This window comes from Desulforamulus ruminis DSM 2154 (genome assembly GCF_000215085.1).
Lineage (GTDB): Bacteria > Bacillota > Desulfotomaculia > Desulfotomaculales > Desulfotomaculaceae > Desulfotomaculum > Desulfotomaculum ruminis.
The window spans coordinates 3,628,591-3,641,612 of record NC_015589.1 but is presented as its reverse complement, the minus strand read 5'-3'; the positions used below and the strand labels follow the sequence as shown (position 1 = coordinate 3,641,612).

Below are 13,022 nucleotides of genomic sequence, written 5' to 3'. Positions count from 1 at the left end.
CACGTTGTGATATAATGACAAAGTATACAAGTCCTTATATTTACATAATTTGCAAAAGGAGGTGGGTTTGTGTTAAAAGGCTTGTTGACTGCCGTACATGTACTTATCGCGTTAGGATTAATTGCTACGATCTTGCTGCAGTCTGGTAAAAGTGCCGGGTTATCCGGAGCTATCGCCGGAGGAGCCGAGCAATTCTTCGGAAAAAAGAAAGGATTAGATGAGAAGCTCGGCAGAATCACGGCCTTTACCGCGGTTGCCTTTGGATTGACTTCCATGGTATTAGTGGTAATGAAGTAGGTCTTTTTAAATTTTATATCGGGACAAGGAGGGTAACTTCAAGTGGATAATATGATGCTCGCTTATTACGCTGCGGGTGCCGGCGCTTTGGCTTTGCTTTTTGCCTTATTTACCCTGTCAAGCGTGCTTAAAGAAGATATGGGCACTCCCAAAATGCGTGAAATCTCTGAGGCGATTCATGAAGGCGCTATGGCTTTCTTAAACCGCCAATATAAAACTTTGATTCCTTTTGTCGTAATTATTTTTATTCTTCTCTATGGCGCTAAGTTCTTTGTTGAAGGCGGGGAGCACCTGCCGGTTGGCGGAACTTCTGCTATCTCCTTCTTAGTGGGTGCTGTTTTATCAGCCGTTGCCGGTTACATCGGCATGACCTCCACCACCAAGGCCAATGCCCGTACCACCGAGGCTGCCCGCAGCCATGGCATGGCCAAAGCGCTTAACGTTTCCTTCCGTGCCGGCGCCGTTATGGGTCTGTCCGTTGCCGGTCTGGGTCTGTTAGGGGTTTCTGTTTTGTATATCGTCTTCCAGAGTCCTCTGGTTATTAACTCCTTTGCTTTTGGTGCATCTGCCATCGCGTTCTTCGCCCGTATCGGCGGCGGTATCTATACCAAAGCTGCTGACGTAGGCGCTGACCTGGTTGGTAAGGTTGAAGCCGGCATCCCTGAAGATGATCCGCGTAACCCTGCGGTTATTGCCGATAACGTGGGTGATAACGTAGGTGACACCGCCGGTATGGGTGCCGACCTGTTTGAATCCTATGCTGCTACCACCATTGCTGCTATGCTGATTGGTAACACCCTGTTTGGTTTTACCGGTATTATCTTCCCGCTGCTGGTAGGTGCTATTGGTATTATTGCCTCCATTATTGGAACCTTCTTTGTTCGCACCTCTGAAGACGGCAACCCTCAGGCTGCCTTGAACGTAGGCCTCTGGTCCACCAACGTGATGACCGCTGTGGGCGTGTACTTCCTGGCCAACACGCTCTTTGCTGAGCAGGGAATTGGTTTTGGCGTATTCATGGCTGTATTAGCCGGTCTGATTGTTAACGTGGCTGTTGGTTACCTGACAGAAATGTATACCGGTGCCGGCAAACCTGCCGTTAACCGTATTGCCGAGGCTTCCAAGTCCGGCCCTGCTACCAACGTAATTCACGGCCTGGCTGTTGGTATGGAATCCACCGTACTGCCCATGCTGGTATTTGCCGCTGCCATTTACTTCTCCTTCTGGGCGGTTGGTTCCGCTTCTCCTCCGGATAAAGCCGGCCTGTGGGCGATCTATGGTATTGCCATGGCTGCTATGGGTATGCTTTCCACCGCTGGTATGGTTGTAGCCATGGACTCCTTCGGCCCCGTTGCGGACAACGCCGGTGGTATCGCAGAAATGGCTGAACTTCCTCCGGAAGTTCGTGTTAAAACCGACAAACTGGACGCAGTTGGTAACACCACCGCTGCTATTGCCAAGGGCTTTGCCATCGGTTCCGCTGCTCTGACTGCTCTGGCTCTGTTCAGTGCTTATGTAGATGGAGTTAAACATAAGTTTGCCGATGTTCTGCCCGGTGGTGAATTTATCGTTAACCTGACTGAGCCCATGGTTCTTGTGGGCCTGTTCATCGGCGGCGCCGTTCCTTTCTTAGTTGGCGCTCAAACCATGCGTGCTGTGGGTGAAGCTGCCTTCGGTATGGTGGAAGAAGTTCGCCGTCAGTTCCGTGAAATCCCTGGTCTGCTGGAAGGCAAACCCGGTGCCAAAGCGGATTACGCTCGTTGCGTTGACATTGCGACCCGTTCCGCCATTGCTAAAATGATTGCTCCTGGTATCGTAGCGGTTTCCGCTCCTATACTGGTTGGTTTCCTTCTTGGCGCCAAAGCTCTGGCCGGTTTCCTGGCTGGTCTAACTTGCGTAGGCGTTCTGCTGGCTCTGTTCCTGGCTAACGCCGGTGGTGCTTGGGATAACGCTAAGAAATGGATTGAGCAAGGTAACCTGGGCGGTAAGAAATCCGATCCTCACAAAGCAGCCGTTGTGGGTGACACTGTAGGTGACCCCTGCAAAGACACCTCCGGTCCTGCTATGAACCCGCTGATCAAGGTTGCAGGAACCATTTCCCTGATTCTTGGCCCCCTGCTTACCAGACTGTAGGAGAAACCTTATATACCGGGCGAAGGCCCGGTATATTTTTTTATATGGCAAATTGTCTATACATCAAGCTCAGTTGCCAGAAGCCTTTGTTTTTTGTAAAATATTACAGAAAGCATTTTTTATAGGGGGAATAGGATTGCAAAAGAATCAGGATATTTACAACAGCGAAAAATGGCAGGAAGTAAATAAATGCTTTGCTTGCGGTCGGAACAACCCTATAGGCCTAAAACTAAAAATTAAACATAAGGACGATATTTGCTATACCACCTTTACACCCAAGGCCGAACACTCCGGCTGGTTAAATGTCATGCACGGAGGTCTTCTTTCCACGGTGATGGATGAAGTGATGGCCCACTGGCTGTGGGGAAGAGGAACTCCGGCCATGACCGTGGAGATGACCGCGCGCTATCTGAAGCCGGTACCCATTGGAGAGCCTATTATTGTTACCGCCAGGCAGCAGTTGGACCGGGGCAGGATTGCCAACATGGAGGCGGAAGTGACGCTGGCCGATGGAACCAAAGTGGCAAAGGCGGTAGCCAAGTTTATCAAGACAGAGAGGGGTTTACAGATTGAATCGGGAAGAAGCACTGCAGATATTGAAGAAGAATCTAAAGAATAAAAATCTGGTTAATCATTGCGTGGCGGCGGAAGTGGTGATGAGACGACTGGCCCTGCACTTCGGGGAAGACGAGGAGAAATGGGGTCTGGCAGGGCTGCTTCACGACATTGATTATGATAACACCAAAGATCAGCCGGAGCGGCACAGTTTGCTGGGAGCAGAAATGCTTTCAGAAATGGGCTTGCCCGAGGACCTTGTTTATGCTGTAAAGGTGCATAATGAATGTCACGGGTTGCCCCGCAACAGCCTCATGGATAAGGCACTGTACGCTGCCGACCCTACTACCGGATTGATTGTGGCCGGTGCTTTGATCAAGCCGGAGAAAAAGCTTTCGGCCATCGACGTGCCCTTTTTAGTGAATAGGATGAATGAAAAATCCTTTGCCCGGGGGGCCAACCGTGAGCAAATCCGCTCTTCCTCCGAACTGGGTTTAACCCTGGAAGAGTTTTTAGGCTTAAGCCTGGAAGCCATGCAAAATGCTTCAGACCAACTGGGTCTTTAATAATTCTTAGCTTGACAGAATAATTAACAATGTTATAATGAATATACTTTTAAAATTGCTTTTGGATTTTTTCAAGAAGCCCGATCTCGCTAAGAGGACCAGGGCTTTTTTCTCCCGAGGTGTTTTTTATGACGTCAAAACCTGCTCCATCCGGAAAAACCTTTAAAACCATCATTGAAAACCGCCGGGCACGGCACGAATATCATATCCTGGAAACCTACGAGGCGGGGATAGAACTGAAGGGAACCGAAGTAAAATCCCTGCGGGCCGGGAAATCCAACCTGCAAGACAGTTATGCCCGCGTTGATAACGGCGAACTGATCCTGTATAATATGCATATAAGTCCTTATGAACAGGGCAACCGGTTTAACCATGAGCCCAAGAGAAACCGCAGGCTTCTGATGCATAAACAGGAAATCATGCGGCTGCTGGGTAAGATCAGAGAAAAGGGTTTAACTTTAATTCCCTTAAAAGTGTACTTTAATCCCAGAGGCCGGGTCAAAGTGGAACTGGGATTGGGACAAGGTAAAAAATCCTATGACAAGCGTCAGGATATTGCCGCCCGGGATGCCAAGCGGGATATGGACCGCGCTATCCGGGAGCGGCAGAAGGTATAAATTGCTTTTAAAGTTGGCACTATGATAATAAAATATGGGGGCGAAATGGCTTCGACGGGGGAAGCGGTGGCAAGAGGAGCGAGCCGGGATCTCACCTACCCGTTAAACGGTGAACGCAATTTAATTGCCAACGAAGAATACGCTTTAGCAGCTTAATTGCTGTCTAACCTTCTACCTGCTGCGCCCGCGGTGCGGGATAGAGGGTCAATCTAGCGGGACGCTCTATAGCTTGATTCTCGGAGGGCTATAGCTAAGACTACCGGGATAGCAACATTGTAGGTTGACTATGGCCGACAATGAAGTGAAACCTAAAGCATAGTATACGCTCGTAGAGCCTGTTGTGGTCGTTCTTTCGGACGGTGGGTTCAACTCCCCCCGCCTCCACCAGATTATCTACCATCTATTGATAAAAAGAATTTTATCGGTGGGTGGTTTTTGTTTTGCCTAAAAAGCCAGTAATAGAGCCGTTCCTTCAGTTTGGAGGAGCGGCTTTTTCGCTCTTTGTTGTGTAATTTTGTCCATAAAAAGTTATAACCCTTACTTTTTTTCATGGCATTGGCAGAGGTAATCGTTGAAAGTTAGCATGGGGTGTGCATCGCTAACAGGTAATCGTTGAAAGATTGGGGTTATCGTTAATTTTTAATTCTTGACTTCGATACCCATCTGTTCCTGGAAGCCCTGCTCAACTATAAACATTACATCATCAAGTTGTTCCAAACTATCCAAGAATAATTCGACATCTCCATTTCCCCAACGTCCCAACCCGGTTATGTCTTTGCAAAGACCTTTTGGGTCTATAACGTCTGCGAACTTCATGTTCACTGACAAACGCAGCCGCGATTTTTGTATTACAACATCTACAAAGTTTGTATCCACCTTATAGGCAATGTACAGTTTCTTGAATTCACGTTTAACAAAAGCGGAAAGATTCATGATGCATGCATTGAGTTTCTCAAACAGGATTCGGTTAAAAGCATTCAGTTGTTCATAGCTGTCAATGGAATACTGTGGTACAATATCGTCTTGTTTTATATAAGGGGCAAGCTGCTCATCATTCAAAGCAGGGAATGGCCATATGCTTTTGGCTAACTCACCGAGTTCCGAGCCGCGAGTCTTGACTTGATCTTCGCCCCAAGTCGTCTGCATCACGACATATTTATTCAATCGGAGGGCACTCTGTTTGAATCCGCCTTCCATATCAAGTTTATCCGTAAAGGATGAATCGCTCATTTCAGAATTGTAAGCAGTCAATGTAAGGTTTCCAATAGTATGCAAATATTTCTTCTGCACTTCCTTCCAGTTTTCACCGAGATTAGCAACCCATTCCATCGATAACTTTGGATTTTGAGGGATGATATGTTCAATCGTCAGCGCATCAGTTTTCACAGCCGACTTGTTGTTATAGTTCTCAAGGCGGCTAAGGATATAATTGCAAACACGCATGTGGTAAATATCACGTGATAAAAAGGCAGAAATAAACCGCTCATCGTTAGGGAACTCTTTATATGAATCCTGCAAGACAAAAAAGGCCTTTACAGAATTCAGGTAGTCATCTGCTCGAATGTGATTTTTCATGGTAGCAAAAGTCTTATTGAGGGAATTCGTCGGAATATCGCAAATGCTTCGCCTAAGCACATAACTCACGCACAACCTGATGATTTCCAATAGTTCATCTAGTGTTATCATGCCACTATCGCAATCATCATGAACCTTCATGAGGAACGGATACGCTACCTCCATTTGAACAGAGCGCATTTCCTCGTAAAGGGATTTTAAGCGTTCATCGCCGCTCCTGCAAAAGTACATATCTGTATAATGCTTGGAGAAAGAATAAATATCAAGGCATAGATCGCTTACTTCCAAACCGCAATTGGCATGGTATGCCTTAAATTCCTCGTAAACCTTATTCTTGTTTGGGATTCTTCCAAGTTTCATGGTAAGATAGTCACGGAAAAATTTATCCATGAGAGAGCTCGCCCTCTCATAATTAAATAAAAGCTCAGTTGGCCTCCAAGTATTGTTATACACTGCTGTTTGCTTATCCGTATCCAGTCCCATAAGAATATGGTTTCTAATAAGGTCGGACTCCGACAAGTCTATGCCGGTAGAATTCAGGCTTTCAAAAATCGCTTGCGGATCATCAGACTGACGATCGAGCGTGATATTCACTATCTGTAATTTCCCAATAGACTGATAGACTTCAATCGGGGATAATTCCATTTTAGCTATCTGCCCGGCGAAGAATAAATAGTTGTCGATCAGCCGAGATCTAACCTCTTCACCTATGGGTGAATGTTCAATAAGTTTTATCAGCACTTCCCGGTCTGTTTGTGTCAAGAATAGTTTATAACGATCACTACCGCTTTCGTAGGCATTGAGCAGAAGCGTGTCGGTAATTTTATGTGCGTTAATTCCAGCTTCTTCTGAATGCACACTGGCATAGTCGCGCAGCGCAATTAACAAGAGCGTTAGCGTGGTAAGGCGCTGCTGCCCGTCAATGATCATGTATTTTTGAACCCCTATGGGCATGGCCTTTTCCTCGATGTTTACTATAGAACCGACAAAATGCCCTTCCCGGTTAGATTTTTGCATGGCAGCTATATCACGCCAAAGGCGCATACACTGTTCCTTCTCCCAACTGTAGGTGCGTTGATAGACGGGTATAACAAACTGCTTAGACCCATTCAATATTTGATAGATATTACCTTTTGTAGCATCCATTTTCTATCCCCCCGCATTAGTTATCTGCCCACATCTCGCACTGACCAATTACGGTGGCGATTGCATCTTCCATACCATCAGGCGGGTATTTATATTTTTTCAACAGCTTCTTTACCATGCGTCGCATTCCGGCGCGAGCAGATTCTTTCTTCTGCCAGTCGATAGTGCGGTTCTTGCGGAGCATATCGGTAAGCTCATGAGTCATTGCTACAAGTTCTTCATTTTGATAGAAATCCTTTACTGCTTCGGGACGAGTCAGAGCATCATAGAATGCCAGCTCTTCATCATTCAGTCCAAGCGCGTCGCCCTCCGCTTGAGCGTTTGCCATGTCCTTTGCCATCTTCATTAGTTCGGCAATAACTTCCTCATTGGAAAGCATCCCGTTCAAGTACGCTTTCATTGCACGGGATAGCATTTCGGAAAACTTTTCTGACTTAACAAGATTCGTTCGACGGTAGAGCGATACTTGCTCGGCGAGAAGTTTTTTAAGGATTTCTACCGCGAGGTTGCGTTCCTTCATCTTAGCGATTTCCTCGAGAAACTTCGGGTCGAAAAGCGAGAACCCCGTATCTATATCAGAAAACAGGTTTATAACGCCTTCGCTCTGAATGCTCGCTTTTAACAGTTCGTTGACGCGGGCATTTATTTCTTTCAGGGACAGCGGCTTACCTTCGCCCGTAATACGGGTTAGGAGAGTCCGAACTGCTTCAAAATATGCCGCTTCAAATCGCTGTTCAGGCTTAAGGAGTGAGCGACAGAGTGACAACGCCTGACGGAGCAGCATAGCCTCTTTAACGAAAGACTCGCGCTGCTTTTCTTTATCTATACCAGACAGGAAGTTTACGCCGCCACTGATTGCCTTGGCGCGGGCAAGGTCTGTAGCTTTCGCGTCCATAAAGCCGGCGTAGTCAAACCCATGGAACAAGTCACGGCAAACTTCCAACTTTTCAATAAACTTCGGGAGGGCGGTCTTGGCAATATCCTGTTCCCCGTAGTTCTGTTTATCACGGTTGGTGTAGTCGTTCATCGCCTGTTTCAGCGCGGACGCGATACCAACATAATCAACCACTAAGCCGCCTTCTTTATTCTTATAAACGCGATTGACGCGTGCGATTGCCTGCATAAGATTATGACCCGCCATCGGCTTGTAAACGTACATCGTTGCAAGGCTCGGAACATCGAATCCTGTTAGCCACATATCCACCACAATGGCGATTTTAAGGGGGCTGTTATTATCCTTGAACTTCTTCGCCATTTCGTCTTTGTGGCGCTTATTGCCGATGATCTCGCGCCATTCTTCAGGGTCGTTGTTACCGCTTGTCATCACCACACCAAGTTTTTCTGTCCAATCTGGACGCATTTGAAGAATCTTATGGTAAATCTTCATAGCAATCGGGCGAGAGTAAGCAACTATCATTGCCTTGCCAGTCAGTTCATACTGGCGGTTTTCCTCATAATGCTTTACGATGTCCTCACACAGGGCAGTTATCGTCTGGTCGGCACCAAGGATGCTTTCCATCTGCCCAAGTTCCTTTTTGCTTTTCTCTATGGCATATGGTTCGGCATTCTCACCCATAATGTCGTATTCGGCATCGATTAGCTGCAAAACATCCTCGTCTAATTTCAAGTGAATAACCCGGCTCTCATAGTAGACCGGGCGAGTTGCGCCGTCCTCCACAGCTTGAGTCATATCGTAGATATCAATGTAATTGCCGAAAACCTCAATTGTCGAGCGGTCTTTCGAGGAGATGGGGGTGCCAGTAAATCCTATGTAGGTCGCATTTGGCAGGCTGTCACGGATAATCCGAGCCGTACCGAGGATAACACGTCCTGTCTTGGCATCCACCTTTTCCTCAAGTCCATATTGCCCACGGTGCGCCTCGTCCGCCATAACGATGATGTTGCGTCGGTCGGAGAGGGCTTCGGAGGATTCCTCAAACTTTTGCATCGTAGTGAAGATAATACCGTTCGCTTGCCGCCCCGCGAGAAGCTCTTTTAAATGAATACGGCTTTCGGCTTGTTGGGGCGTTTGGCGCAGGAAGTCCGCACACTTTGCAAATTGCCCGAACAGCTGATCGTCAAGGTCGTTACGGTCGGTCAGCACAACGATTGTAGGGGAGTTCAATATCTCCTGTAAAAGATGGGCGTAGAATACCATAGACAATGACTTGCCACTGCCTTGCGTATGCCAAAAAACACCGCCACGCCCGTCTGTTTCGGTTGCCTTGGCGGTGGAAGTAATGGCCTTCCGCACGGCAAAATATTGGTGATAGGCACCAAGAATCTTCGCGTCGCCGGAGAAGCAGATAAAATTCTTGATAATATCAAGCAGTCGCCCCTTCTCGAACATTCCTTCAATGAAGGTGTCGAACTGGGCGTACTGCGTATTTTCGTAACTGCCGTCTTTTGTTTTCCATTCCATAAAACGGTCTTCATCGGCGGTGATTGTACCCGCTTTGGAAGTGGCGAGGTCGCTCATCACAAGAAAAGCGTTGTAGATGAACAGGGATGGGATCTCTTTCATATAGTTACGAAGCTGGCGATAAGCTTCGCTAGCATCGGTTTCCTCGCGACTCGGTGACTTTAACTCGAATACCACTACAGGCAGACCGTTCAGGAACACAATAACATCTGGACGTTTCTCACTGTTTTCGGTAATAGTCCACTGGTTAGCGACAGTGAAAGTGTTTTGCTTGATGTTATCAAAGTCCACAAGCTGAACGAGTGCGGAACGTTGTTCACCCTTGTCATAATAATTCACTGATACGCCGTTTTGGAGGTAGTCCATAAATTGGACGTTTTTCTGCAACACCGTGCCACCTTCGAAATTGCGCAGCTTATAAACCGCCTCGGAGAGTGCAACTTCCGGGAGTTTCGAGTTGACGCGCCGCAGGGCAGGCAGCAACTCGTCTGTATACAGTGGGTCGGAATAATCGCGCACAACATCAGGCCCGTAGGAATAGCCGTAACCCAATGTGTCGCGGAAAACCTCAAGCACCGCATTTTCATAATTTGCTTCGGTATATGGCATAGGGTGAACCTCCTTATGACGTTATAGGTTAGGCAACTCTCTTATAGCCTTAATAGTTTTTGGCAGAAAGGCTTGATAGTTAGTCAATATCATTTCAAATTGTTCTTTTGTTATAATTTTGCCTGTGGGATGACCGCTATCATTTCGATTCTGCCGAATCACGTCCAAATAATTGAAGTTTAAGCGTACATTTTCGAACCCAAACGACTCAAAGATTGTTGGGTTTGCTTCGATACGCTTCATTAACTCTGTTAATCGGACAGATGCTACCTTTGCATTGATGACTTTTCTTTCATACTCGGATTGTTCTGAAGGAGTACCATGCTTTTTGAGATATTCATAATACGCACGACTCAATTCAAGCAGTAGCAGTTCAGCAGAGCAACCCAACATTACTGTGGCTGATAACATATTGTTGGAATAGCCATTTTCACAAGCCTCGAATAGATACTTCTTCTGTATTTCGGGAACATCGGTATTATCAGCCAGATATTTCATAAAACTCGTAAAGACGCTATTCTTCTCGACAATTACTTTTCGCTCCTCAAAAGTAATCTCTTCAAGGTTAATTGCTAAAACACCAACATCATTGATGCCTAAATAGTAATAAGTATCGTCATCTTCGTAGATGCTACAGGCAATCTTCGAGAGCTCGGGTAACGCTTCCTTGACCATGGCACGGAAAGCAATGGGTACTTTCAAGTTTGAATATAGTTTTCTTTGATAAGAAACTATACCTGAAAACTCCCATTGAGGGTCAAAGTTAAACTTTGACACGCTTAGAATGTTGGCAAGGTCTGTCTTGCCGTCATCTTTCAAAACGGCTATCATTGTTGCCAACATCTGATTTTCGCTTACTGTATAACTCATAGAGAAGTCTCCTTTAGTAAATCATCATTTAGCATTGCCGTGGTCGGCAACGGACAACTCTCCGGACATCAAGCGGGGTAAGAGAGCATCGCGGGTTTGTGATAGCGTTCGGTTTTCGGCTACGTTGTTTTTCCATTGTTCAAACAAAGGAGCAACTGAATCACAGAATTCCAGTAGTACACTCTCTTCAGGTACGAGAATATCAAGCTCCTGCAAAATCGGGACGTATAGGTTTTTCTGTACGCTACCGACAGCCAAATCGGGGTACTCTGTTTGCCGCGACTTCAAGTACAGATATACAAACGGCAGAATCCGCGTGTTGTTAGGGGAGATATTGATTACTGCTCGATTGCCGCACATAAAGTCAGCAACAAAGCCTAAACGCCCAATGGTGCCCGATTTGCTAATGGCAATAGTGTTCGGTTTAAACAAATACGCGCTTTTACCCGCACTCCCAAAACCGCAGTCTGTGAGTGTTCGCGAAGTATCGAAGATAAAGGACTCGTTGATGTCAACCGCCCGAAGCCATTTGATCGCACCATCAAAATACTCTGTTCGGCTTTGCGATGGGTTGACATACCCTTCTTGGAAGGCGCAGAGTTCTTTTAGCTTCATAGTTGCCCCATCAACACTCGCCACAAAATCAGCATAAATGGCCTGCGCCATCTGCTCTAAATGATGATTTATCATTGTGTTGTTGGCGATTTTATCGTCCAACGCCCGCAATGTACGTCCAATTTCGTGTTGCTCATACAATGGCGGCAGCATCAGCTCCAAGCCCTCTATGTCGGACGGTTTTATGGACGGGTACGCCGAAACGCTCTGCTCGCCAATAGCGTGTAGACTATCCACGATTTCTTTCTGCGTCAAGTAGTAGTAGAGAAAATCGCTGTCCGCTACCGACTTGTCCGCTGTGATGACCGCAAAGCCCGTAGATACAAGCATATTCGGCAGTACCTCTTTGACTATGCCATAATGTCGCTGATTCGGGCGAACAGTCGAATAAAGGATGTCGTCAACGGCAACCTTGCGCCGCGCCCTGCTTGGCAGGGTATCCTGCCCTGTGACGAGGTGCTGGATTTCGCTGATTCGGTTTTCCGTGATATTCCCAGTGTCCAAATAATTGACGAACGGCCACTTCTCTGACAGCGAATAGGTCTGCTGGTTCGTCTTGCAAATGTCGCCTATCCGTGTAGGCTTCCAACCTTGAGGCATCGACGTTTCCTCCTTATCCAATAAATTTCCTATGTGAATTCTTTACATTCGCCTGATTGACCATCGCGTAGTGCATGGTCGTATCTATCTTTACATGACCGAGCAGGCGCTGAACCTGCTCTATGGGCATTCCTTTGTCAATGGCTCGTGTAGCGAGCGTTCGCCGAAATTTGTGCGGGTGTACCTTCGGCATATCCGCTCGTTTACCAATTTCACGGAGCCGTGTTTCCACGCCGCCTATCATCAGCCGCTCATGGGGCTGGGTTAACGACACAAACAGTGCAGGGTTATTATCGGTGCGGCTGTTGAGATAGTTAAGCAGGTGGACTTTAGTTCGGGCATCGAAGTAAACCACCCGCTCGCTGCTGCCTTTACCAAACACCACGCACTCACGCTCATGAAAGTTGATGTCCTTGCGGTTTAGTTGAACCAATTCACCGACACGCATTCCTGTTGACGCAAGCAGGTCAATTATTGCCAAGTCGCGGATTTCCTCGCATGCGTCGCGGAGTAGTTCCAACCCCTCATCAGAAAAGGTTTCCTTAATGGTCTTATCCGTCTTTATCTTATGAATGCGCCGCACGGGGCTTTTAAGAATGTAATCCTCATCTTCGAGCCACCCGAAGAAGCTGGAGAATATGCGCCGCATATTGTCAATCGTTACCTTGCTTGAACCGCGCTCCTTCTGATAATCGGCCAGGTAGCCGCGCAGGTCGTCCGTACTGATTTCTCGCACGGGTTTCTTAATGCTGTTAAGCATATTGCAGATTGTCGCGTAGTAGTATTTAAGCGATTTTTCCGAACAACCTTCAATGCGTTTTGCTGAAATAAACACTTCAAGCAGCCCTTCGTTCTCGGCGTTTTCATGTGACTCCGGAGCTTTGCGCTCAGTAACATCCACGTTGTGGAGGCTTTGCGTAAGCACTCGCCGGAGTTCCTCCAATTGCGCCAGTGTGAGCATCGATGCCATACTTGCCTGAATCTCTGTTATCAATTTATCTTTCATAGTTCCTCCTG

At 47.0% G+C, this 13,022-nt stretch carries 10 protein-coding genes and 1 other RNA gene; 6 read left to right on the top strand and 5 right to left on the bottom strand.

Translation table 11 applies throughout. The annotated features are described in order from the left end of the window. The first annotated feature begins 69 nt into the window (after positions 1 to 69). From secG to ssrA, 6 genes are all read left to right on the top strand, one after another. Positions 70 to 297 carry a preprotein translocase subunit SecG gene (secG, locus tag DESRU_RS18110; RefSeq protein ID WP_013843542.1) on the top strand — a complete coding sequence of 76 codons (228 nt, stop codon included), beginning with the start codon at positions 70 to 72 and terminating at the stop codon, positions 295 to 297. A gap of 51 nt (positions 298 to 348) precedes the next feature. Further along, positions 349 to 2,430 (top strand): sodium-translocating pyrophosphatase, encoded by a 2,082-nt coding sequence (locus DESRU_RS18105; protein ID WP_187290668.1) that lies wholly within the window; start codon positions 349 to 351, stop codon positions 2,428 to 2,430. Between the two features lie 136 nt (positions 2,431 to 2,566). After that, on the top strand, positions 2,567 to 3,049 hold the full coding sequence (locus DESRU_RS18100; RefSeq protein ID WP_013843540.1) for a PaaI family thioesterase: 483 nt from the start codon (positions 2,567 to 2,569) through the stop codon (positions 3,047 to 3,049). Further along, on the top strand, positions 3,000 to 3,551 hold the full coding sequence (locus tag DESRU_RS18095) for an HDIG domain-containing metalloprotein (protein ID WP_013843539.1): 552 nt from the start codon (positions 3,000 to 3,002) through the stop codon (positions 3,549 to 3,551). The genes DESRU_RS18100 and DESRU_RS18095 overlap by 50 nt, the downstream gene beginning before the upstream one ends. 128 nt (positions 3,552 to 3,679) lie before the next feature. Then, positions 3,680 to 4,168, top strand: coding sequence for an SsrA-binding protein SmpB (smpB, locus tag DESRU_RS18090; RefSeq protein WP_013843538.1), 489 nt, complete (start codon positions 3,680 to 3,682; stop codon positions 4,166 to 4,168). 36 nt (positions 4,169 to 4,204) lie between these two features. Further along, positions 4,205 to 4,555, top strand: a transfer-messenger RNA (tmRNA) gene (ssrA, locus tag DESRU_RS20445). Between the two features lie 252 nt (positions 4,556 to 4,807). Here the strand turns inward: ssrA and DESRU_RS18085 are convergent. The 5 genes from DESRU_RS18085 to xerA are packed head-to-tail and all read right to left on the bottom strand — an operon-like array spanning position 4,808 to position 13,011. Continuing rightward, positions 4,808 to 6,889, bottom strand: coding sequence for a DUF262 and DUF1524 domain-containing protein (locus tag DESRU_RS18085; protein WP_013843537.1), 2,082 nt, complete (start codon positions 6,887 to 6,889; stop codon positions 4,808 to 4,810). 16 nt (positions 6,890 to 6,905) lie between these two features. Next, on the bottom strand, positions 6,906 to 9,920 hold the full coding sequence (locus DESRU_RS18080) for a type I restriction endonuclease subunit R (RefSeq protein WP_013843536.1): 3,015 nt from the start codon (positions 9,918 to 9,920) through the stop codon (positions 6,906 to 6,908). Between the two features lie 21 nt (positions 9,921 to 9,941). Beyond that, a complete protein-coding gene (locus tag DESRU_RS18075; RefSeq protein ID WP_013843535.1) occupies positions 9,942 to 10,790 on the bottom strand; it encodes a hypothetical protein in 849 nt (282 codons plus the stop codon). A gap of 24 nt (positions 10,791 to 10,814) precedes the next feature. After that, on the bottom strand, positions 10,815 to 12,005 hold the full coding sequence (locus DESRU_RS21170) for a restriction endonuclease subunit S (protein ID WP_013843534.1): 1,191 nt from the start codon (positions 12,003 to 12,005) through the stop codon (positions 10,815 to 10,817). Positions 12,006 to 12,018: 13 nt separating this feature from the next. Further along, positions 12,019 to 13,011 (bottom strand): site-specific tyrosine recombinase/integron integrase, encoded by a 993-nt coding sequence (gene xerA, locus DESRU_RS18065; protein ID WP_013843533.1) that lies wholly within the window; start codon positions 13,009 to 13,011, stop codon positions 12,019 to 12,021. Positions 13,012 to 13,022: the final 11 nt, after the last annotated feature.